A 21,780-nucleotide genomic window follows, 5' to 3' on the forward strand; every position below is an offset into this window, starting at 1 on the left:
TTTCTTTAATGACCGAGCCCTTGGCCGCCGCGCGCTACGCTTTTTGATGAAGGCCTGCGCAAACGCCCTGGATCACGATCAGCAAATTACATGATTGTCTGATTGTTGACAATCCTACGTATCGATGTTCATATCCGTCAAGGCAATTCGAACAACAAGAGGCCAGAAGGCATGTCGCTCACTCATAAAGAAGCACGAAGAATCCTGGAAATACTGGATCACACGAGGCATCTGGACTTTCTGGAAGTCCGCGTCGGTGACACCACCCTGACTGCCAGCAAGTCGGGAACGATCGAGCGGTCCCAGGCGCCTGCGCAAGGTGTAAAACCCGCAAAATCAGCGCAGCCGGCCACTGTGGCGGCCACCCGCGAACCCGAAATCGCCGCCGGTCAGATCGCCGTACGCGCCACCATGATGGGCACCTTCTATCGCAAACCCAGCCCTGACCAACCGTCCTTCGTCGAAGAGAACACGCTGGTGGAGGCAGGCACGCCGCTGTGCCTGGTCGAAGCCATGAAACTCTTCAACACCCTCGCGTCGCCGCTGAAAGGCCGCGTCGTGCGCATCGTCGCCCAGGACCTGCAGATGGTGCAGCGCGACCAGATTTTGATGATTCTTGAACCGGAGGCACGTTGATGAGCAGCATTCCCGTGGCAACCCGCGACATTCGCCGGGTCTTGATCGCCAACCGTGGCGAAATCGCGGTGCGCATCGTGCGCGCCTGCAAAACCCTGGGCATCGAATCGGTTGCCGCCGTCTCCGAAGCGGACCAGTACAGCCTGGCCGCGCGCCTGGCCGATGAGTACGTGGTCATCGGCCCCGCGCCGGCCGCGCAAAGCTACCTGTGCGCCGACCTGCTGGTGCGCACGGCACTGGAACAGCGCTGCGACGCCATCCACCCGGGTTACGGCTTCCTTTCCGAGCGCTCGCACTTCGCCCAGGCTTGCGAAGATGCCGGCATTGCGTTCATTGGTCCATCGGCCGAAATCATTGATTCGATGGGCGACAAGATCACCGCCGTCGGTCTGGCGGAAAAAGCCGAAGTACCGCGGGTGCCGGGCTCTGACGCCGTGGCCGATGCAGAAACTGCCCGCGCCATCGCCAGCGACATCGGCTACCCGGTGCTGTTCAAGGCCACCGCCGGGGGCGGCGGGCGCGGCATGCGCATCGTGCGCAGCGACGATGAGGCCGAAGCCGCCTTCCGTTCCGCTTCCTCGGAAGCACAAGCGGCCTTTGGCGATCCGACCTTGTATGTCGAGAAGTTCATCGAACTGGCGCGTCACATCGAAATCCAGATCATGGGCGACCGGCAAGGCAATGTTGTGCACCTGGGCGAGCGCGAATGCTCGACCCAACGCCGGCACCAGAAACTGATCGAGGAAGCACCCTCCCCCAGCCTCGCGCCGCACACCCGCGAACAAATGGGCGAGTGCGCCGTACGCCTGGCGCGCAATGTCGGTTATTTCGGTGCGGGCACCATCGAGTTCGTGGTCGATGACCGCGATGGCAAATTCTATTTCCTGGAAATGAACACCCGCATCCAGGTCGAGCATCCGGTGACGGAGATGATCACCGGCCTGGACCTGGTGGCCGAGCAGATTCGCATCGCCGCAGGCCTGCCGCTGTCGTTCAGCCAGGCCGACGTCAAGCTGGTCGGCCATGCCATCGAGTGCCGGATCAACGCCGAAGACCCGGACCGCCATTTCCTCCCAAGCCCGGGCCTGGTGAGCGAATGGCTGCCACCCAAGGGCCCGGGCGTACGGGTCGATACCCACTGCTACAGCGGCGCCACCGTGCCACCGTTCTATGACTCCCTGCTGGCCAAGCTGATCGTGCATGCACCGACCCGCAACGAGGCCATCGTGCTGATGCGCAAGGCGCTGGAGGACATGAAAGTCGTAGGCCTGTCGACCACCGCCCGCTTCCACCATGCCGTGCTCGATCACCCCGACTTCGTCGCGGGCCTGGTCACCACGCGCTGGGTCGAAGACGTCTTCGTACCTGCCCGCAAACAGGCTTTGAAACAAGCCAAGGAGCGCGCATGAGCATGACAACATTGGTCGATGTCAGCCTGAGCGACGGCCAGACCGCCGCCTGGGGCGGCGCCCTCGGCACGGCGATGCTGCTCGGCACCATGAGTTCACTGGGGCACGCCCGGCTGGCGGCGATCGAGGTATTGAGTCCCGCCGTGATCGCGCAATGTCTGGGCCGCGGTGAAAATCCGCTGCAACGCCTCACGGCACTGCGCGAACGCGCCAATGGCACGCCCCTGCGCGCCACGGTGAACCTGCTGCCCGCCCATGGCCGTATTGATGTGCTCGCTGGCGAAACGCTGGACGGCTGGCTGCGGGTGCTCGCCCGGTCCGGCATCAGCGAGGTGGTGTTGATCGATCCGCAGCTGGATTTCGAGCGCCTGGGCAACGCGGTGCAGTTGGCACTGGCGAACGGCCTGAGCGCCATCGCCGCCCTGCCCTATGTCGACGATCATCAACATGGCAACGCCCACTATTCGGCCTGCGCGGCGCGGCTGGCCCAGGCCGGTGCGCAGCGCATCATGCTGCGCGACGAAGCCGGCCTGCTGCATGTCGATCGCCTGCCCGGCTTGCTCGCGGCGCTGCGTAGCGGCGCTGATGGAACCCCTCTGGACCTGCACACCCGCTGCCACACCGGTCTCGGCCCGCAGGTGGCGCTGGAGGCGATTCGACTTGGCATCGACCGCCTCGATGCGGCGCTGCCCTGTGTCGCCAACGGTGCCTCGGTACCGTCACTGGCACGGTTGATCAGTTCGGCGGCGCTGCTGCAATTGCCGCTGCAAACCCCGGATCAGGATCGTCTGAAAGAAGCCCAGGCTCAGTTCGCTGCAGTGGCGGATCAGGAAGGCTTTGCCGAAAGTGTGCCCTGGGCCTTCGACCTGGCTCCATACGAGCACCAGTTGCCGGGCGAAATCGCCACTGAGGCCATGCAAGCGTTGCGTGAGCGCGGACGCCTGGCCGATCTGTTCGAGTTTGCCCGCGAGTGCACGCGCATTCGCCAGGAGCTGGGCCAGCCGCCGATGTTGCAACCTTTCGCCCGGGCCATTGCGCGACAGGCGCTCGAGCATCTGGACGGCGGCCCACGCTACGCCACGTTGCAGCCAACCTTGCGTCGCTGGCTGCAAGGCTGCTACGGCCCGATCGACACGTCGCTGAACAGCCTGCAACAACGCATCGGCGCGGTTGCACATTCTTGCCGTGCGAGCGCTGTGCCCGCCGGCGATGAGGCGCTGGCGGCACTGGTCTGCGGCTGCTCGGCGCTGCCGCCGCTGCACAGTCTTCACTACGAAGTGCGCACACCCGAGCAGGCCCTGACGCAGGGGCTGCTGCAACGCTGGCCCGACTACACCGTATTGAGTGTCACAGGCCCCGGCCTGTCCATCCATCTCGAACACAGCAAGGGGTGACATGTGCTGAACCAACTACGCGAAAAAGTGCACGCGGAATTTGTCCGCACCGGCAAACGGCGGCGCATCCAGCTGGTCGATGCCACCCTGCGCGATGCGCACCAGTGCCTGTGGGCCACGCGCATGCGCACCGAGCACATGCTGCCGATGGCCGAGCGCCTGGATGCCCTGGGTTTCGATGCGATAGAAGGCGTTGCCCTGGTGCAGTTCGACGCCAGCGTGCTGTTCCTCAACCAGAACCCGCTGGAGCGCCTGCGCCTGTTGTCCGAGCGCATCCGCCGTACGCCGTTGCGCGGCATCGTGCGCAGCAACATGCTGCGCAGCTTCTACCCGGAGCCGGACGACCTCAGCGAGCTGTACGTCGAGCGCCTGGTCGCCAACGGTGCCCGCGACATCGGTTTCCTCGACTCACTGCATTGCTGGGATAACCTGGTGCCGGCGATAGCCACCGCCAAGCGCCTCGGCGCCACCACCAACCTCGCCATGATCTACAACCTGGCCCCTGGCTACGACGCGCCGTTCTACGCCGCCAAGGCGCGCGAAGCCATCGAGCGCTTCGACATCGACGCCTTTACCTTCGGCGATGCCGGCGGCAGCATGACCGTGGAACAGGTGCGCAGCATCGTGCCGGCGATCAAGGCGATGATCGGTGATCGACCGCTCGAAGTGCTCACCCACTGCCTGAACGCGACCGGTTCGCTGGTGGCCATCGAAGCCGCGGTGCACGGCGCCGACCGTCTGCTGTGTTCGATCGATCCGCTGGCCCACGGCAATGCCGGGCCCTCGGCCCAGATGCTCGCTCGCAACCTGCGCGAGATCGGTTTCGAGGTCGACTTCGATGACCGCGCCGCTGACGAGATCGGCGAGTACCTCGCCGGTGTGGCCGAAGAGAACGGTTTTCCCCTGGGTATCCCGGCGGAATACGACCCGGCGCACTTCGTCACCCAATATGCCGGCGGCGCCATGTCGAATCTACAGTCGCAACTGCAGCTGGCGGGGATCGCCGACAAGCTGCCGGTGGTCCTCGAAGAGATCGCGCGCGTGCGCGTGGAACTGGGCTCGCCCGTGATGGCCACGCCCTTCCCCGCCATGATTGCCGCGCAAGCGGTGATGAACGTACTGAGCGGCGAGCGCTACAAGGTGGTACCCGACGAAGTGAAGAAGTACGTGTGCGGCTACTTCGGCGCACTGCCATTGCCGGTCGATCACGACGTCAAGGCTCTTGTGCTCGCCAACGGTTCCCGCGAGGTGGCGACCACACCGCCGGTGCTGTTGCCAAGGGTTCCCGAACTGCGTAGCCGCTACCCCGGCCTGTCGGACGATGAACTGCTGCTGCGCGCCATGTACGGCGACGAAAAAATCACCGGGCTGGTCCCTGTTATGGTCGACGATACCTTCAACGTGCGTCGTCCGCTGCATGAACTGATCGCCGGGCTGGCCAAACTCCCGGAGCAACGCCATGTGCATATCGCCATGGCCGGTTTCGAACTGCGTACTCACTGAGGCTGCCATGTCGACTCCCCTCTCTGCTCGGCCCCTGCCGCAACCCACCGCCGAAACGGCCGCCTATTGGGCGGCCGCCCGGGAACAGCGACTGGTGATCCAGCGCTGCGCTGGCTGCGGGACCTGCCAGTTTTACCCTCGGGCCTTCTGCATCAGCTGCCTGTGCGAGCGCCTCGACTGGATCAACGCCAGCGGCCATGGGCGCATCTACACCTGGACGGTCTGCCGGATCGCGCCCTCGCCGGCCTTCGAATCCCGGCTGCCTTATGTGGTTGCGCTGATCGACCTCGATGAAGGTGTGCGCGTAGTCGCCAACATCCTCGATGCCGACCTGACCCGCGTCGCCATCGGCGCCCGCGTCAGCGTCTGCTTCGAGCCCGTCAGCGAAACCTGCACGCTGCCCCAGTTCACTCTTTTGGATTAGCCGTCACCATGCAAATGATCACCGACCACTTCGACGCGGGCGCCAATCGCCACCCGGACAATGTCTGCCTGCAAGGCCCCGGCTTGAGCCTCACCTACGCCGAGGTCCAGGCCGATTCCCATGCCATCGGCCATGCCTTGACGCTGCTGGGCCTGAGCTGCGCGCATGTCGGCGTGCTGGCGCCCAATCACCCGCTGAGCTTTGTCGCCATGCTGGGCGCCTTGCGCGCCGGGAGCACCTTCATTCCCTTGAATGCCAGGGACTCGATCGACAGCCTGATCTGGTTCATGAGTTTCACCAAGCTCTCGGTACTGGTGCTGCACTCCCAGTACGCCGAGCATGCCGAGCGCATTCGCGCCGGCGTGCCCAGCCTGAAAACCCTGATTGGACTGGACGAGCCGATCGACGGGCTGAGCATCGCCTCCTGGTGCCGCGATCATGCCGGCCAAGAGTGCACAGTGCGCCAGGGGCTCGACGACATTGCCCTGATCAAGTCATCGGGCGGCACCACGGGGCGGCCGAAGGCGATCATGCAAAGCCATCGCGCGTTGCTCGCCTGCTACCGCATCGGCAACCAGTTCATGCCACCGGCAAAAAGCCCCGCGCACCTGGTCGTGGCCCCGCTGACCCATGCGGCAGGCGCCACCGCCATGGCCCTGTCGAGTTTCGGCACGCGCAATGTGATTGCAGCGTCCGCCGACCCCGGCGTGGTACTGGAAACCATTGAACGGGAACGCATCACCCACCTGTTCCTGCCGCCGACCCTGATTTACCGGCTGCTCTCGCACCCGGACGCCAGGACCCGCGACTGCTCCTCGCTCGAATACGTGATCTACGGCGCCGCGCCCATGTCCGTGGACAAGCTGCGCGAGGGTATCGCCCTATGGGGGCCGGTGTTCGTGCAGTTCTACGGTCAATCCGAAGTGCCAGGGGTGATCACCGTACTGACCCGCGAAGACCACCTGCGTGACGGCAAGCACCTGGGTTCGGCCGGCCGTCCCACCGGCGCCTGCGAAGTGGCCCTGATGGATGATGACGGGCGGATCGTCGAGACCGGCGAACGCGGCGAGATCGTCGCCCGTGGCGAACTGGTCGCCCCCGGCTACTACGACAACCCGCAAGCCAACGAAGAGGCACGCCGGTTCGGCTGGCACCACACCGGTGACATCGGCGTGTTCGACGAAGGCGGTTACCTGTACATCGTCGACCGCACCAAGGACATGATCATCTCCGGCGGGTTCAACCTCTACCCGAGCGAGATCGAGCAAGTGATCTGGGCGCACCCGGCGGTGATGGATTGCGCGGTGGTCGGCATTCCCGATGCCGACTGGGGCGAGAAAGTCATCGCGGTCATCGAACTCAAGGCGGGTGCCTGTGCAACCGCGCAGGAATTCATCGCCACCTGCCGGGAAAAACTCGGCAGCCTGAAGACCCCCAAGCACGTACTGTTCTGGGACAGCCTGCCGCGCAGCCCGGTTGGCAAGGTGTTGAAGAAAGACGTGCGTGCACAGCTCATCGCGCAGGAGCCTCGACCATGACGCTCGACGCATCCCGCCTGGCCGGCCGCTATGCCATCGTCGGTGTCGGCGAAGCCGGCCTCGGCAAGGCCCAGCCAGGCGACACCGCGCTGTCGCTGCAATGCCGCTCGGCCCGCGCGGCCCTGCTGGAGGCCGGGCTTACCCTGGCCGATGTCGATGGAGTATTCGCCCACTGGGACGACCGCGCCAATGCGCTGCTGGTGAGCGAATACCTGGGCATCACCCCGCGCTATGTCGACAGCACGGTGGTGGGCGGCGGCTCGCCGCTCACCCACTTGATCCACGCCATGGCCGCCATCGACGCCGGCCTGTGCTCGGTGGCACTGGTCACCTACGGCAGCACCCAGCGCCTGGATCACAGTCGTCAGCGTGGCGGCGTGGTCACCGACCCGCGCTCCCCGTCCGGCCAGTTCGTGGCGCCCTACGGCGTGCTCAGCCCGATCAGTTGGTATGCGATGCTCGCCCAGCAGTATCTGCATCGCTATCAGGCGAGCCCGGAGGACCTCGGCGAGGTGGCGATCAACGCGCGGCGCTGGGCGCACCTCAATCCCCAGGCCACGCTGCGCCAACCACTGACGATGGAGGAGTACCTGGCTTCGCCGCTGATCTCGGACCCGCTACGCAAGGCCGATATCTGCCTGGTCAACGACGGCGCCGGTGCGTTGATCCTGACCAAGGCCGAATACGCCCGCACCCTGGCCAGGCCGCCGGTGTTCATCCGCGGTTTCGCCGATACCTATCGAGGCCATGTCACGCCGATCAATACGTTCGACTGGCTCGACGATGGCGTTACCAGCGCCTGCGTCGAGCGTGCACTGTGCATGTCCGGCATCGCGCGCAGCGAATTGAGCATGGTGCAGATCTATGACGCCTTCACCATCAATGTGCTGGTCGGGCTCGAATCCATGGGTGTGTGCGAACCCGGCCAGGCTGGCGCGCTCCTGCGCAGCGGCATTGCCGCGCCCGGCGGAGCGTTGCCGGTGAATACCTCGGGCGGTGGCCTGGCGTTCAACCACTCCGGCCAGTTCGGCATGCAACTGATGATCGAATCCGTGCGCCAGCTGCGCGGCGAATGCGACGCACGCCAGGTCGCCAATGCCAGCAGCTGCCTGGTCCAGACCGGCGGACTCGTCATGTCGGCATTCATGTACATGGTGCTGGCGAACGAAGCCGGTGATTGAGGTCCTGCTGCCAATGCGTCGCGGCGAAATCGTCGGACGTGCCGTCATGGTTCCCAATGAGACTTCACGATGACCCGCGAACACACTTCACCCGAACAAGAGCTGCACTTCCGTCGCGCCACCGCCTTGAACATGGGCGGCGAAGCCAGGCTCCAGGCGCGCCGCGATGCCGGCGTGCTCAACGCCCGTGAGCGGCTGGAGGGTCTGCTCGACCCGCAGTCGTTCAGCGAGATCGGCATGCTGGCCCACTCCGCCCGCCCCGAGGATCGCGACAGCACCCCCGCCGACGGCAAGATCACCGGCTTTGGCCGCATCGACTCGCGCCGTGTCGCCGTGGTGTCCAACGACATGACGGTCAAAGGCGCGTCGTCCTCGTGGATCAATGCGCGCAAGATCGCCTACATGAAGGAATGCGCCACCCGCAACGGCATGCCGCTGATCTTCCTCGGCGAATCGTCGGGCCAGCGCATGCAGGATGCGATGGGTGCGGGCAGCATGGCCGGTGGCGGCCAGGATGCCCAGCAGTACTGCCGGCGGCGCGAGACGCCGTGGGTCAGCGCAGTGCTCGGGCCTTGCTTCGGTTCGGCGAGCTGGTATTCGTGCCTGGCGGATTTCACCGTGATGCGCAAAGGCGCAATGCTCGCTGTTTCCAGCCCAAAAGTCACCTCGGTGGCCATCGGCGAGAGTTCGGATACCGAAGAACTCGGTGGCTGGCGCATGCATGCCGAAATCACCGGGCTGGCCGACATGGTTGTGAACAATGACCAGGAAGCGCTGAGCGCCATCCGGCGCTTTCTCGGCTACTTGCCCTCTCATTCGAATGAGCTGCCGCCCGAGCTGCCCTGCACGCCCGAGGACCGCCCGGACTCGTCGGGGCCTGAACGCATCGTCCCGGCAGAACGCAGCAAGACCTACGACATGCGCAAGCTGCTCGCCACCCTGGTCGATCGCGCCAGCCTGTTTCCACTCAAGGATCGTTTCGGTCGCTCGGTCGTCACCGCCCTGGCTCGGCTCGAAGGTGCCAGCATCGGCATTGTCGCTTCCAACCCGTTATTCAAAGGCGGGGCTCTGGACGCCGATGCCTGCCGCAAGGCCACCGGCTTCATCGCCCTGTGCGACTCGTTCAATATCCCGCTGGTATTTCTGGTCGATACCCCCGGTTTCCTGGTGGGTATCGAAGGCGAGAAACGCAGCGCACCGGCGCACATCATGAACATGATTCACGCGGTGCAACTCTGTTCGGTGCCCAAGCTTTCGGTGATCGTGCGCAAGAGTTTCGGTCAGGCGTACCTGAATTTCGGCGGTGGCCGCAACAGCGACCAGTCGGCCGCCTGGTGCATGGCCGACGTCAGCTTCGTCGACCCCGGCGTTGCGGTCAGCGTGGTGCATGGCGTGACACGCGAGAGCGACCCGGAACGCTACGAGCGCCTGCATGCCGAGTTCGCAAAAGACACCTCGGCCTTTGCCCTGGCCGGCGCCATGGGCACCCACGAGGTGATTGCCCCGGGAGAAACCCGGCGCTTTCTGGTCGAGGCACTGGCGGCGCAACGGCGCGGCTTCAATAACGGTATAGGACGCCACGAAATGCGTACCTGGCCGACCTACTTTTGATCTCTCCTTCCAAGGATTCGCCATGAATGTTTTGATCGTGCATGCCCACCCCGAGCCAAAATCCTTTACCGCTGCGCTGCGCGACCAGGCGGTCGAAACCTTGCAAGCCCAAGGGCATGAGGTGCGGGTATCGGACCTGTACGCGATGAGCTGGAACCCGGTGGCCAGTGCCGAGGACTTCTGCATCAGGGAAAATCCCGAATACCTGGTCTACGCCCTCGAACAACGACGCAACAGCAAGGAGCAGACCCTCGCCGCCGATATCCAGCAGGAGCTGGACAAGCTGTTGTGGGCGGACCTGCTGATCCTCAACTTCCCGATCTACTGGTTCTCGACACCGGCCATTCTCAAGGGCTGGATTGACCGGGTGCTGGTGTCCGGCATCTGCTACGGCGGCAAGCGCTTCTATGATCAAGGCGGCCTGAGCGGCAAGAAAGGCCTGGTGACCGTGACCCTGGGCGGGCGTGAGCACATGTTCGGCGGCAACGCGATCCATGGCCCCCTGGAAGACATGTTGCGTCCGCTGTTGCGTGGGACCTTGGCCTATGTCGGGCTGGAGGTGCTACCACCTTTTGTCGGTTGGCATGTGCCGTACATCAGCGCTGAGGACCGACAGGCGTTTTTGCTCAGCTATCGCCAGCGCCTTGAAAACATCGATGCGGATGAGGCCATCGAGTACCCGCGCCTGAGTCAATTCGATGATCGGCTCTTTCCCCTGGGTCTGGGTGACACCCCGCTGTAGGAGCCAGCGAATTCATTGCGCAGTCAGGGTGTAGTGGTAGTGCACTGCGCCCGTCTGTGGATCTACCAGCCAGTAGTCGTCCTTGTCCTTTTTCAGCCGATAGCATTCCTTGTTGATCTTGGGTGAGGTGAAACAGATCACCCCATCCTTGACGGTCCAATGTTCCGTTTCGGGTGGATTGCCTGACATCTTGAATATCTCGGTGCCGTCGGCATTGAAGCTCAAGGAATACGGCAAGCCCGACTCCCCTACGTTGTTAAGTTTGTTGCCAATCAGGGTACTGCGAACCTGATCATCATCCAGCGCAACCGCCGAAGGCGAAACCGGTTTTATCGTATGGCTACCAGACGAAGCGCAACCGGACAAGACAAGGGCCAGGAATATACAACTCCAGTATTCTTTGCTCATGCCGCACCTCGCACATCAACCTTTATTGAACTGTAAACTTGTTGTTGGTTTTATTTTTCACGCTATCGACAAACCAGATCGTGACCCCGTCACTGAGTACTCTATTGCATTCCTTTCCATACTTCTGATAAGTGACGCAAATGACGTCTTCGGTAATCACCCAGGCGCCGGTTTGCATGGGCTCGCTGGAAATCTTGATGGTTGCGGTGCCGTCAGGATTCAATGTTTCAGAGAAAGGATATCCGGTGGACGTTACGCTGGAGTGCTTGCGACCTATTACCGTCGAATTTATCTCGCTTGCGTTTAACTGTTTCGCAGTCGGTGGGGCATCAGCATGCGCATCCATGGCAGCTTGATGACCAGAGGATGAGCAACCCGCCAGCAACAGTACAACTATTGAGCAGGCCATTATCTTATTCATCTCTTTCACCTCTGTTATGACGCAGCGGATCCAATCTATAAATAGTAGTCACGCAATACCCCGTGAATATAATCATTCACGATAAACTGGCATCAGTTCATCGCGGCCAGCTTGTTGCCGCCACTGTCCCACCCTCCCCCCAGCGCCTTGTAGATCGCCACGATCCCCCGGTACTGATCCACTTCACCCTGGGCCTGGGCATCCTGAGCATTCAAGCGCTCGCGCTCGGCATCGAGCAGCACCAGGTAATCCACCGACCCTTCCTTGTACTGGATCGCCGCCAGACTGGCCGCCGCGCGGCTCGACTCGCTCTGCTTGATCAACGACAACAACCGCTGCTGGCGTTTGCCATAGTCGCTGAAGGCGTTCTCCGACTCTTCCAGCGCCAGCAGCACTTGCTGTTCATACGTGGCCAGGGCGCCTTCGGCGTCGGCGTTGGCGCCGCGAATGCGGGCGCGCACGCTGCCCAGGTCAAAGGTGGCCCAGGTAATGCTCGGGCCCAGGCTCCAGGCGCGGGCGGCGCTGGAGCCGATCTGCGAACCGCGCCCGGCGGTGAAGCCAAGGAAGCCGCTGAGGCTGACACGGGGAAACAGGTCGGCAGTGGCCACGCCGACATCCGCCGTCGCCGACGCCAGCCTGCGTTCGGCCGCCAGCACATCGGGACGCCGCTGCAACAACTCGCCGGGATCACCGATCGGCAGCGCCTTGGCGATGGCCGGCAGGTCCGCCGGGCTCAAGGACACGCTCAGTTGCTCCGGGCGTTCACCGAGCAAGGTGGCGATGCGGTTTTTCTCCCGGACCTGCTCCGCTTGCAGCTGCGGTACGCTCGCCTCCACCGCGGCCAGGCGCGCGTCGGCGCGCACCACATCGAGTTCGTTGCCGACCCCGGCATCGCGCAGGCTCACGGTGACGCTGCGCGAATCGCTCTGGTTCTTCAAGTTGGCCAGGGCGATTTTCTCCCGCAGTTGAGCGCCACGCAGTTGACCGTAGGCATCCACCAGCTCGGCGATCATCGACACCCGCAGCTGGTAGAGATCCGCCGCGGCGGCGTCTTCCCGCGCATCGCTCGATTCGAGCTGACGCAGGATGCGCCCGAACAGGTCGACCTCCCAGGCCATGTCCAGCCCCAGGTCGTAGCGCTCCAGGTTGACCCGGTGCTCGGTCTGCCCTGGCACCTGCGCACGCCCTTGCTCACTGCTGACGCGGCTGGTGACCACGGGCAGATTGTCGTTGCTGACATCGTCACGAATAGCCCGGGCGGCTTTCCAGCGGGCAAACGCCACCCGCAGGTCGCGGTTGCCTTCCAGGGACTTGCTCACCAACTGGTTCAGCGTGGGGTCGTCGAACTGCTGCCACCACAGGCGCTCGAAACGCGCCTGATCGTAGTTGGCCGCCTTGGCATAAACGCTGACCGCTCGCGGGGTGTCGGGGGTCTTGTAGTCTGGCCCGACCGTGCACGCCGCCAGTGCCGTCACCAGGAGACTCGGCAAAAACAACTTCAGGGCTTTCATGGCTGCACCTCCAGGTTCAGTGCATTGGCGTGTTTGCGCGCTTGCTTGCGTTCGATGTAGCGGCGAATCAGGACAAAGAACACCGGCGTCAGCAGCAGGCCGAAGAAGGTCACCCCGAGCATTCCGGAGAACACCGCTACCCCCATGGCCCGGCGCATTTCCGAGCCGGCGCCGGTGGACGTCACCAGCGGCACCACGCCCATGATGAAGGCGAACGAGGTCATGAGGATCGGCCGCAGCCGCATGCGGCAGGCGTCGAGCACGGCGTCCAGCGGCGACAGGCCCTGGGCCTGTCGGTCCTTGGCGAACTCGACGATCAGGATCGCGTTCTTGCACGCCAGGCCCACCAGGACGATCAGGCCGATCTGGGTGAAGATGTTGTTGTCGCCCTTGGAAATGATCACCCCGGCAATCGCCGACAGCAGGGTCATCGGCACGATCAGGATCACCGCCAGCGGCAGGCTCCAGCTTTCATACAGTGCGGCCAGCACCAGGAACGCCAGCAGCACGCAGAGCGGGAACACCAGCAGCGCCGTGTTGCCGGACAGGATCTGTTGGTAGGTCAGGTCGGTCCACTCGTAGGTCATGCCGTTGGGCAGTTCTTCCTTGAGCAGTTTCTCGATGGCTTTCTGGGCCTGGCCGGAGCTGTAGCCGGGGGCTGCACTGCCATTGATCTCCGCAGTGACGAAACCGTTGTAGTGCGAGACCCGGTCCGGCCCCGACGTCGGGCTGACCTTGACGAAGGTCGCCAGCGGAACCATCTCGCCGCGATCGTTGCGCACCTTCAACTGGCCGATCTGCTCCGGCTCCTGGCGGAACTGTTGCTCGGCCTGCACATTGACCTGGTAGGTGCGGCCAAAACGGTTGAAGTCGTTGGCGTACAGCGAGCCCAGGTACACCTGCAAGGTGTCGAAAATGTCGTTGATCTTCACGCCGTGGGTCTTGGCCTTTTCCCGGTCGATGGCCGCTTCCACTTGCGGCACGTTGACCGTGTAGCTGGTGAACAGGTTGGCCAGTTCCGGAACGCTGCGGCTCTTGGCGATGATGTTCATGGTTTCTTTGTACAGCTCTTCGTAGCCGAGGTTGCCGCGGTCCTCGATCTGCAGGCGGAAACCGCCGATGGTGCCCAGGCCTTGGACGGGTGGTGGCGGGAACACGGCGATGTAGGCGTCCTGGATGTCGCCGAACTTGCCGTTGAGCGACGCGGAAATCGCCCCGGCGGACAAGCTCGGGTCTTTGCGCTCATCGAACGGGCGCAAGCCGATGAAGGCGATGCCGGCGTTCGGGCTGTTGGTGAAACCGTTGATCGACAGCCCGGGAAATGCCACGGCACTGTCGAACCCCGGCTCGTTCATCGCGATGGTGCTCATGCGGCGGATCACCGATTCGGTGCGATCCAGGCTCGCCGCGTCCGGCAGCTGGGCGAAGGTCACCAGGTACTTCTTGTCCTGGGTCGGCACGAATCCGGTCGGCGTGGTGCTGAAGCCCATATAGGTCATGCCGATCAGGCCGGCGTACACCAGCAAGGCGACGCTGCTGCCACGAATGATCTTGGCCACGGCAACCACGTAGCCATGGCTGGCCTTGTCGAAAAAGCGGTTGAAGGGTTTGAACAGCCAACCGCCGAGCAAGCGATCCAGCACTTTCGAGAAGCGGTCTTTCGGCGCGCCGTGGGCCTTGAGCAGCACCGCTGCCAGCGCTGGCGACAAGGTCAGGGAGTTGAAGGCCGAGATCACCGTGGAGATGGCGATGGTCAGGGCGAACTGTTTATAGAACTGCCCGGTGAGCCCGGAAATGAACGCCGCCGGCACAAACACCGCGCACAACACCAGCGCCGTGGCGATGATCGGGCCGGTCACCTCGCCCATGGCCTTCTTGGTGGCCTCGACCGGCTCCAGGCCCGATTCGATATTGCGCTCGACGTTCTCCACCACCACGATCGCATCATCCACCACGATGCCGATGGCCAGCACCAGGCCGAACAGCGACAGTGCATTGAGGGAGAAACCGAGCAGGTGCATCACGGCAAAGGTGCCGATCAGTGACACCGGCACCGCCACCAGCGGAATGATCGAGGCGCGCCAGGTCTGCAGGAACAGGATCACTACCAGCACCACCAGGATCAGCGCTTCGAACAGGGTGTGAACCACCGCTTCGATCGAACTGCGCACGAAGATGGTCGGGTCGTAGACGATCTCGTAGTCCATGCCTTGGGGGAAGTTTTTCTTCAGCTCGGCCATCTTCGCCCGCACCTGGTCGGAGATGTCGATGGCGTTGGACCCCGGGCGCTGGAAGATCGGCATGGCCACCGCTTCCTGGTTGTTGAGCAGCGCCCGCAGTGCGTACTGGTTGGATCCCAGCTCGACCCGGGCAATGTCCTTGAGACGGGTGATCTCGCCGTTCGGGCCACTGCGGATGATCACATTTTCGAACTCTTGCTCGGTGACCAGCCGGCCTTGGGAATTGATCGACATCTGGAAGTGGGTGGCATTCGGCGCCGGTGGCGAACCCAGTGCCCCGGCCGCGACCTGGCGGTTCTGCTCGCGCACCGCGTTGACCACGTCGGTGGCGGTCAGGTTGCGCGAGGCGGTCTTGTCCGGATCGAGCCAGATACGCAGGGAGTAGTCACCGATACCGAACATCTTCACATCGCCGATGCCGTCCAGGCGCGACAGCTCATCCTTGACGTTGAGGATCGCGTAGTTGGACAGGTACAGCATGTCGTAGCGCTTGTCCGACGACACCAGGTGCACCAGCAAGGTCAATTCCGGTGAGGCCTTGTCCACGGTGATACCGATGCGCGTCACTTCTTCCGGCAATTTCGGCTCGGTGCGGGTCACGCGGTTCTGCACCTGGACCTGGGCGTTATCCAGGTCGGTGCCCAGGGCGAAGGTCACGGTCAGCGTCAAACGCCCGTCCGCCGTGGACTGCGAGGACATGTACAGCATGTTCTCGACGCCGGTGATGGCTTGCTCCAACGGCGCCGCCACGGTTTCGCCGATGACCTTGGGGTTGGCCCCCGGGTAATTGGCGTGAACCACCACGGTCGGCGGCACCACTTCGGGGTATTCGCTGATCGGCAGCTGGAACAGCGAGATGGCGCCCGCGATCAGGATCAGCAGCGACAGCACCGCGGCGAAGATCGGCCGCGTGATGAAGAACTGTGAGAATTTCATGTCGGTGCTCCCTTATCCGCGAGGGCTGGCAGGCGCATCCGTTTTCACCAGGGCTGGTGATTTGACGGAGGCGGAGGATGGGCTTGCGGGTTGATTGCCTGCCTCAACGGCCTGGCGTTGGCGGGCCAGTGTCGCCACCGTTTCCGGGTCGGCCATGGGCGCGTCCTGCGGGGCGACCACGGCACCGGGACGGACCCGCTGCAGGCCGTTGATGACGATGCGGTCGTCCTTCTGCAATCCGCTGCGCACGATGCGCAGGCCTTCAAGCTTGGGGCCCAGGTCGACGCTGCGGTACACCGCCTTGTTGTCCTGATCGATGACCAGCACGAACCTCTTGCCAAGGTCGGTGCCCACTGCCTCGTCCTTGATCAGCAGGCCGGCATAGGCGGCGCTGCCCACCAGTTTCAGCCGGGCGTACAACCCGGGGGTGTATTGGCCGTCGGCGTTGTCGAACACCGCACGACCACGGATGGTCCCGGTCTTGGGATTGACCTGGTTGTCGACGAAGTTCATCTGCCCCAGGTGACTGTTGCCCTCTTCGTTCGAAAGGCCCATGTACACCGGCGTGCTCTGGCCGCGCTGGCCCTGGCGGGAGAGCTGGCCGTACTTGAGGAACAGGCGCTCGTCGGCATCGAAGTAGGCGTACACCTTGTCGGTGGAGACCACGCTGGTGAGCGGCGTGGTATCGGCGGTGACGATGTTGCCGGCGGTGATTTCCGCGCGGCTGACACGGCCGCTGATCGGCGCGGTGACGCGGGTGAAGCTCAGGTTCAGCCGGGCAAGGTCGAGCTGCGCCTGGATCGCATCGACACCGGCCTTGGCCTCTTGTGCGGTGGTGGTGCGGGTGTCGGCCAGTTCCGCGGAAATCGCATTGCTGCCGAGCAAGCGCTGCCCGCGCTGCGCTTCATTGGCGGTGCGCAGCAGCGTCGCCCGGGCTTGTTGCAACTGGGCCTGGAAACGCTCGACCTCGTGCTCGAAGGGCCGCGGATCGATCTGGAACAACAGGTCCCCCTTCTTCACCAACGCACCGTCGGTAAAGGCGACCCGTTCAATCTGCCCTGATACCCGTGGACGGACCTCGACGGTTTCCGGGGCTTCCAGTCGTGCGGTCACCTCGTCCCATTCGGTAATAGGCTGCTCGATCACCTTGGCCACCGTGACGTGCGGCGCCCCCGGTGCATTGGCGGCGACAGGCGCACGATCGCAAGCGGCAAGCATCGTGAGTGCCAATGCGGCAAGTGGATAACGCAGAGGTTTGAGGGACTGTTCCATGGAGTATCCGCCTTGAGCATTGTTTTTGATGATAGCCATCATGTATAAGGGCAAAAAAAAGAGATTTGGCCGTCACACATTTGCGCCAACAATATATGACGACTATCATAATTACTAGCCTCTCAGCGACGACTTGCCAAGGGCCATGCCCACCGGCCACAGGAGCACCCCATGAAAGTGACGAAAGACAAGGCTGCGGCCAACAAGGAAGCGATCCTCACGGCCGCCTCCCGGCTGTACCGCGAGAAAGGCATCGACGGGATCGGCATCGGCGAACTGTCCCGTTCGGTCGGGCTGACCCACGGCGGGTTCTACGGGCAGTTTCCAGGCGGCAAGGAGCAGCTGGCTTGCGAGGCCGTCAGCAGGACGTTCGAGACCAACATTCAACATTGGCAGGACGCCAAATCGATTCCGGAGCTGGTCAAGGGTTACCTGACCCAGAAGCACCTGGACAACTGGACCGAGGGCTGCCCGATTCCTGCCCTGGCGACCGATGTGGCGCGTACCGGCGGCGCGGTCAGCCAGTCCTTCACCAAGGGCATCGAGCGCTTGATCGAGATACTGATGCCATTGGTGGAGGGCGAAAACCCGGAGGAAAAACACCAGGAAGCGTTGCGGGTCATTGCCTCGATTGCCGGTGCCATGCTCGTTGCCAGGGCCTTGGATAAGCCGGAGCTGTCCCAGCAATTCCTGACCTCGGTGATCAATGCATGGCCAGGCTCCTTGTAGGAGCGAGCTCGCTCGCGATGGTCGCCAACGATAACGCGTGCTGCCTGAAAGGACGCGTTATCGTTGGCGACCATCGTCGGAACGCCGCCCGGAGCAAGCTCGCTCCTACAGGGGTCAGACCGTGGGTTGCACCGCCACCTTCTCTCGTCCCTTGAACGCCAGGGAAAAACAGAAAAAGATCGCCAGGGCAAACCCTGCCGGGAACAGCCAGATGCTTTTCCAGTCATGGCTACCCGCCGTCGCGGCGTAGTGGTCGGTCACCTGCCCCGCCACCCAGAAACCGATCAGCATGCCCAGGCCGTAGGTCGCCAGGGTGATCAAGCCCTGGGCGGAACTCCTGAAACGTTCCGAAGCCTTGGCGTCGGTGTAGATCTGTCCGGAAACGAAGAAGAAGTCATAGCAGATGCCGTGCAAGGCGATGCCGGTAAACAGCATGAAAGCCAGGTCGCCGTTGTTGCCATAGGCGAACAACAGGTAGCGCAAGGCCCAGGCCAGCATCCCCACCAGCAGCGCAAGCTTGATCCCGAAGCGATGAATGAACAGTGGCAGAAGCAGCATGAACAGTACTTCGGAGACTTGCCCGATGGCCATTTTTGCCGTGGGGTTGGTCACGCCAATTTCCGCCAGGAACGGGTTGGCGTTCTGGTAGTAGAACGCCAGCGGAATGCAGATCAGGATGGACGCGATGAAGAACACCAGATAACTGCGATCCTTGAGCAACCCCAGGGCATCCAGCCCGAGCATCTGCTTGAGGCCGCCGTTCGCTTCGCCTTTGAGCGGTGCGGTGCGCGGCAAGGTGAAGCTGTAGAGGCCCAGCAGCAGTGACGCAATCGCCGACATCAGGAAGGTGTTGCGCAACCCGCCTGACGAAATTGCCGCTTGTGAATCCCAGGCAAACACGAAGCTGATCACCACGCCGGCGACGATCCAGCCGATGGTGCCCCACACGCGGATGCGCGAGAACTCCAGCGCCGGGTCGCTCATCTGGCGGAACGCGACGGAATTGACCAGGGCCAGGGTCGGCATGTAGATCATCATGTAGGCCAGCACGAACGGATAGAAGGCGCTGAAGTCCGGTGCGCGATACAGCTGATACAGCAACACCGCGCCCACCAGGTGCAACACGGCGAGAATGCGCTCGGCATTGAAGAAGCGATCGGCAATCAGACCTATCACGAACGGCGCGATGATCGCCCCCCATGACTGGGTCGAGAACGCCATGCCGATCTGCCCGCCAGTGGCGCCCAGATTGCTGGCGAGAAAAGTGCCGAGGGTGACGAACCAGCCACCCCAAATAAAGAACTGCAGGAACATCATTGCGCTTAATCGCGCGGTCATCGTGGTCATGACAGTCACCGTCTTATTGTTGTTTTTGTGCGAGAGAAATGTGTTCAGGCGTCAGATAGCCCCAACAATCGTCGATTGAAAGCGGCGTCTGACGACACGCTGGCGAAATCGTCGAAAGCCTTTCGGGTCTTGCTGATCATGTGTCGCTCGATGAACGCCGCCCCTTCTGCGGCGCCCTGCGCAGAGTCCTTCAGGCAGCATTCCCACTCCAGCACGGCCCACCCGGCGAAGTCGTATTGGGTCAGTTTGCTGAAGATCGATTTGAAATCGATCTGGCCATCGCCCAATGAGCGGAAACGCCCCGGCCGCTCGACCCAACCCTGATAACCGCCGTAGACCCCGGAACGGGCATCGGGCCGGAACTCGGCGTCCTTGACGTGGAACATGCGGATGCGTTCGTGGTAGCGGTCGATGAAGCCCAGGTAGTCCATTTGCTGCAGCAGCAGGTGGCTGGGGTCATACAGGATCGCCGCGCGGGGATGGTGATCGACCGCCTCCAGGAAGCGCTCGAAAGAAGCGCCGTCGTGCAGGTCTTCGCCGGGGTGAATCTCGTAGCACAGGTCGACGCCGGCCTCTTCGAAACAATCGAGGATCGGCAACCAGCGCTTGGCCAGTTCGGCGAAACCCTGCTCGACCAGGCCACTCGGGCGCTGCGGCCATGGGTAGATGTAGGGCCAGAGCAACGCCCCGGAAAAGGTCGCGTGGGCCTTCAAGCCCAAGCGCTGACTGGCGCGTGCCGCCAGCTTCAATTGGTCGATGGCCCAGTCGGTGCGCGCCTGGGGTTGGCCGCGCAGATGTGCCGGTGCGAAGTCATCGAACAGCGTGTCGAACGCCGGATGCACCGCCACCAGTTGGCCTTGCAAATGGGTCGACAGCTCACTGATTTCGACGCCTGCCTGGGCGCAGACCGCTTTCAGTCCATCGCAGTAATCCTGATCTTCGGCGGCGCGCGCAAGGTCGATGAACTGCGTGCCCAGGGTCGGCAATTGAATGGCCTTGTAACCCTGGGAGGCCGCCCAGTGGGCGATGTTGGCCAGGGTATCGAAAGGTGCTTCGGCGGACATGAACTGCGCGAGGAAAATCCCCGGGCCACGCATGCCGGTTTGAGTAAGGTCGGTCATGGGAGTCTCCAGAGTCATGGGGTGCAGACCAGTTCGGTCCACTTGGCGTCGCCACGATGGTTGGCGATCACGGTCTCGATGAACGCCATGCCGCGCAGGCCGACGTCGATACCGGGCACCCCGGGAGCATCGTGCCCCGCGACATTGCCACGGATGGCGCGGGCAAAATCGCCGTAGAGATTGGCCATGGCTTCGAGATAGCCTTCGGGATGCCCGGCCGGCAAACGCATGCGCTCGCTGGCGGCTGCGCACAGCCACGGCTGGCCGACGCCGGAGCGCAGGATGCGCATGGGTTGATCGAGGGCACGGTGGATCAGGCTGGCAGGTTCTTCCTGCCGCCATTCCAGCCCGCCCTTGTCGCCATAAACGCGGATTTTGAGCGGGTTTTCTTCGCCGGCGCAGACCTGGCTGGCAATCAACACGCCGCTGGCGCCGCCGGCCATCTTGAACAGCATCGAGGCGTCATCGTCCAGCTGACGGCCAGCGATATGAACGCCCAACATTGCGCACAGGTGCTGGATCGGTTGATCCGCGACGAACTCGGCCAGGGAGAAGGCATGGGTGCCGATGTCACCAATGCAGCCGCCCAAACCGGACTGTTCAGGGCTGTCACGCCATTGCGCCTGCTTGTTGCCTTGCCCGGCCACATCCTGGCTGAGCCAGCCCTGGGGGTACTCGACAATGACCTTGCGCACCGCACCAATTACGCCGCTGCGCACCATGTCGCGCGCCTGCCAGACCATGGGGTAACCCAGGTACGTATGGGCCAGGCCGTATAGTTGGCCGCTGCGTTCGACCACGTCCTTGAGTGCGAGCAATTCGGCCAGGTTCAGCGCCGCGGGTTTTTCACTGAACACATGAAAACCCGCGCTCAGCGCCTGGCTGGCGATCGGCGCGTGCAAGTGGTTGGGGGTGACGATCACCAGCAGCTCCATGCGCTGCTCAGCGGGCAATCCACGCTCGGCCTCGAGCATCTGCTGCCAGTCGCTGTAGCAGCGCGAGGCCGGCAAGCCCAATGCTGCGCCAGTGTTCCGATTGTTCTGTGCATCGCGACTGAACGCGCCGCACACCAGTTCAAAACGGCCATCGAGGCCGGCGGCCTGGCGGTGGGCTTGAGCAATGAATGCGCCCTCGCCGCCCCCGACAAAGCCCATTCTTATTTTTGGTATTGCAGCGTTCATCGCAATGTTCTCTGTTGGAAGCGGCTTTTCAAACTTGAATCCCGACTATGATGTAACCGGTTACATCGTGGCGGAAATTTAGGCTCAGTTTCGTTGCCTGTCAAACCCCGGATTAGGATCCATTAACATTTCAGCCCAAGGCTAACTGCGTTAAGCTCGCCGCCCGCGCGGTTCGA

Annotated in this window: 18 protein-coding genes; 10 read left to right on the plus strand and 8 right to left on the minus strand. The window is 63.0% G+C overall.

Annotated elements, in window-relative coordinates; genetic code table 11:
* Positions 1–171: 171 nt before the first annotated feature.
* The 9 genes from SOP95_RS27760 to SOP95_RS27800 all read left to right on the plus strand — a co-directional run bounded on the left by SOP95_RS27760 (position 172) and on the right by SOP95_RS27800 (position 10,438).
* A complete protein-coding gene (locus SOP95_RS27760; protein ID WP_323609021.1) occupies positions 172–636 on the plus strand; it encodes an acetyl-CoA carboxylase biotin carboxyl carrier protein in 465 nt (154 codons plus the stop codon).
* Entirely contained in the window at positions 636–2,045 is a 1,410-nt protein-coding gene (gene accC / locus SOP95_RS27765; RefSeq protein ID WP_323609022.1) for an acetyl-CoA carboxylase biotin carboxylase subunit, read from the plus strand. Before SOP95_RS27760 ends, accC begins: the two co-directional genes overlap by 1 nt.
* On the plus strand, positions 2,042–3,439 hold the full coding sequence (locus SOP95_RS27770; protein WP_323609023.1) for a hypothetical protein: 1,398 nt from the start codon (positions 2,042–2,044) through the stop codon (positions 3,437–3,439). Before accC ends, SOP95_RS27770 begins: the two co-directional genes overlap by 4 nt.
* Positions 3,440–3,442: 3 nt before the next feature.
* Positions 3,443–4,942 (plus strand): hypothetical protein, encoded by a 1,500-nt coding sequence (locus SOP95_RS27775; RefSeq protein WP_323609024.1) that lies wholly within the window; start codon positions 3,443–3,445, stop codon positions 4,940–4,942.
* A gap of 7 nt (positions 4,943–4,949) precedes the next feature.
* Positions 4,950–5,366, plus strand: a complete 417-nt coding sequence (locus SOP95_RS27780; RefSeq protein ID WP_323609025.1) for a Zn-ribbon domain-containing OB-fold protein — start codon at positions 4,950–4,952, stop codon at positions 5,364–5,366.
* Positions 5,367–5,374: 8 nt separating this feature from the next.
* The gene (locus tag SOP95_RS27785; RefSeq protein ID WP_274077620.1) at positions 5,375–6,904 is read left to right on the plus strand and encodes an AMP-binding protein; all 1,530 of its coding nucleotides are present in this window, start codon (positions 5,375–5,377) and stop codon (positions 6,902–6,904) included.
* Positions 6,901–8,085 carry a thiolase C-terminal domain-containing protein gene (locus SOP95_RS27790; protein WP_323609026.1) on the plus strand — a complete coding sequence of 395 codons (1,185 nt, stop codon included), beginning with the start codon at positions 6,901–6,903 and terminating at the stop codon, positions 8,083–8,085. Before SOP95_RS27785 ends, SOP95_RS27790 begins: the two co-directional genes overlap by 4 nt.
* A gap of 69 nt (positions 8,086–8,154) precedes the next feature.
* Positions 8,155–9,696 carry an acyl-CoA carboxylase subunit beta gene (locus SOP95_RS27795; protein ID WP_323609027.1) on the plus strand — a complete coding sequence of 514 codons (1,542 nt, stop codon included), beginning with the start codon at positions 8,155–8,157 and terminating at the stop codon, positions 9,694–9,696.
* A gap of 22 nt (positions 9,697–9,718) precedes the next feature.
* Positions 9,719–10,438 (plus strand): NAD(P)H-dependent oxidoreductase, encoded by a 720-nt coding sequence (locus tag SOP95_RS27800; RefSeq protein WP_323609028.1) that lies wholly within the window; start codon positions 9,719–9,721, stop codon positions 10,436–10,438.
* 12 nt (positions 10,439–10,450) lie between these two features.
* On the opposite strand, the gene SOP95_RS27805 is transcribed toward SOP95_RS27800, so the two are convergent.
* From SOP95_RS27805 to mexE, 5 genes are all read right to left on the minus strand, one after another.
* On the minus strand, positions 10,451–10,846 hold the full coding sequence (locus SOP95_RS27805; protein ID WP_323609029.1) for a hypothetical protein: 396 nt from the start codon (positions 10,844–10,846) through the stop codon (positions 10,451–10,453).
* A gap of 22 nt (positions 10,847–10,868) precedes the next feature.
* The gene (locus SOP95_RS27810; RefSeq protein WP_323609030.1) at positions 10,869–11,267 is read right to left on the minus strand and encodes a hypothetical protein; all 399 of its coding nucleotides are present in this window, start codon (positions 11,265–11,267) and stop codon (positions 10,869–10,871) included.
* Between the two features lie 92 nt (positions 11,268–11,359).
* Positions 11,360–12,778 (minus strand): TolC family protein, encoded by a 1,419-nt coding sequence (locus SOP95_RS27815; protein WP_323609031.1) that lies wholly within the window; start codon positions 12,776–12,778, stop codon positions 11,360–11,362.
* Entirely contained in the window at positions 12,775–15,954 is a 3,180-nt protein-coding gene (locus tag SOP95_RS27820; protein ID WP_323609032.1) for an efflux RND transporter permease subunit, read from the minus strand. Before SOP95_RS27820 ends, SOP95_RS27815 begins: the two co-directional genes overlap by 4 nt.
* A gap of 12 nt (positions 15,955–15,966) precedes the next feature.
* Positions 15,967–17,226 carry a multidrug efflux RND transporter periplasmic adaptor subunit MexE gene (mexE, locus tag SOP95_RS27825; protein WP_323609033.1) on the minus strand — a complete coding sequence of 420 codons (1,260 nt, stop codon included), beginning with the start codon at positions 17,224–17,226 and terminating at the stop codon, positions 15,967–15,969.
* A gap of 171 nt (positions 17,227–17,397) precedes the next feature.
* Here mexE and SOP95_RS27830 point away from each other — a divergent pair, with 171 nt between their 5' ends.
* On the plus strand, positions 17,398–17,955 hold the full coding sequence (locus tag SOP95_RS27830) for a TetR/AcrR family transcriptional regulator (RefSeq protein ID WP_323609034.1): 558 nt from the start codon (positions 17,398–17,400) through the stop codon (positions 17,953–17,955).
* A gap of 114 nt (positions 17,956–18,069) precedes the next feature.
* Here the strand turns inward: SOP95_RS27830 and SOP95_RS27835 are convergent, their stop codons facing one another.
* From SOP95_RS27835 to SOP95_RS27845, 3 genes are read right to left on the minus strand one after another with little or no spacing between them, the layout of a single operon-like run.
* Positions 18,070–19,302, minus strand: a complete 1,233-nt coding sequence (locus tag SOP95_RS27835; RefSeq protein ID WP_323609035.1) for a nucleoside permease — start codon at positions 19,300–19,302, stop codon at positions 18,070–18,072.
* Positions 19,303–19,346: 44 nt separating this feature from the next.
* Entirely contained in the window at positions 19,347–20,399 is a 1,053-nt protein-coding gene (locus SOP95_RS27840; protein WP_323609043.1) for a sugar phosphate isomerase/epimerase family protein, read from the minus strand.
* A gap of 38 nt (positions 20,400–20,437) precedes the next feature.
* Complete coding sequence (locus SOP95_RS27845) at positions 20,438–21,604, minus strand: Gfo/Idh/MocA family protein (RefSeq protein WP_323609036.1); 1,167 nt, start codon at positions 21,602–21,604, stop codon at positions 20,438–20,440.
* Between the last annotated feature and the right edge of the window lie 176 nt (positions 21,605–21,780).

Origin of the sequence: Pseudomonas sp. YuFO8, from assembly GCF_035065025.1 — a bacterium.
GTDB lineage: Bacteria > Pseudomonadota > Gammaproteobacteria > Pseudomonadales > Pseudomonadaceae > Aquipseudomonas > Aquipseudomonas putida_AE.

What these genes read in the sequence shown, in the direction of transcription:
- SOP95_RS27795 (WP_323609027.1), top strand. Translation starts at nt 8,155, where the DNA reads ATGACCCGCGAACACACTTCACCCGAACAAGAGCTGCACTTCCGTCGC.
- SOP95_RS27805 (WP_323609029.1), bottom strand. Translation starts at nt 10,846, where the DNA reads ATGAGCAAAGAATACTGGAGTTGTATATTCCTGGCCCTTGTCTTGTCC.
- SOP95_RS27785 (WP_274077620.1), top strand. Translation starts at nt 5,375, where the DNA reads ATGCAAATGATCACCGACCACTTCGACGCGGGCGCCAATCGCCACCCG.
- SOP95_RS27820 (WP_323609032.1), bottom strand. Translation starts at nt 15,954, where the DNA reads ATGAAATTCTCACAGTTCTTCATCACGCGGCCGATCTTCGCCGCGGTG.
- SOP95_RS27845 (WP_323609036.1), bottom strand. Translation starts at nt 21,604, where the DNA reads ATGAACGCTGCAATACCAAAAATAAGAATGGGCTTTGTCGGGGGCGGC.
- SOP95_RS27835 (WP_323609035.1), bottom strand. Translation starts at nt 19,302, where the DNA reads ATGACCACGATGACCGCGCGATTAAGCGCAATGATGTTCCTGCAGTTC.
- SOP95_RS27770 (WP_323609023.1), top strand. Translation starts at nt 2,042, where the DNA reads ATGAGCATGACAACATTGGTCGATGTCAGCCTGAGCGACGGCCAGACC.
- SOP95_RS27780 (WP_323609025.1), top strand. Translation starts at nt 4,950, where the DNA reads ATGTCGACTCCCCTCTCTGCTCGGCCCCTGCCGCAACCCACCGCCGAA.
- SOP95_RS27840 (WP_323609043.1), bottom strand. Translation starts at nt 20,399, where the DNA reads ATGCGTGGCCCGGGGATTTTCCTCGCGCAGTTCATGTCCGCCGAAGCA.
- SOP95_RS27800 (WP_323609028.1), top strand. Translation starts at nt 9,719, where the DNA reads ATGAATGTTTTGATCGTGCATGCCCACCCCGAGCCAAAATCCTTTACC.
- SOP95_RS27815 (WP_323609031.1), bottom strand. Translation starts at nt 12,778, where the DNA reads ATGAAAGCCCTGAAGTTGTTTTTGCCGAGTCTCCTGGTGACGGCACTG.
- mexE (WP_323609033.1), bottom strand. Translation starts at nt 17,226, where the DNA reads ATGGAACAGTCCCTCAAACCTCTGCGTTATCCACTTGCCGCATTGGCA.
- SOP95_RS27810 (WP_323609030.1), bottom strand. Translation starts at nt 11,267, where the DNA reads ATGAATAAGATAATGGCCTGCTCAATAGTTGTACTGTTGCTGGCGGGT.
- SOP95_RS27790 (WP_323609026.1), top strand. Translation starts at nt 6,901, where the DNA reads ATGACGCTCGACGCATCCCGCCTGGCCGGCCGCTATGCCATCGTCGGT.
- SOP95_RS27760 (WP_323609021.1), top strand. Translation starts at nt 172, where the DNA reads ATGTCGCTCACTCATAAAGAAGCACGAAGAATCCTGGAAATACTGGAT.
- accC (WP_323609022.1), top strand. Translation starts at nt 636, where the DNA reads ATGAGCAGCATTCCCGTGGCAACCCGCGACATTCGCCGGGTCTTGATC.
- SOP95_RS27830 (WP_323609034.1), top strand. Translation starts at nt 17,398, where the DNA reads ATGAAAGTGACGAAAGACAAGGCTGCGGCCAACAAGGAAGCGATCCTC.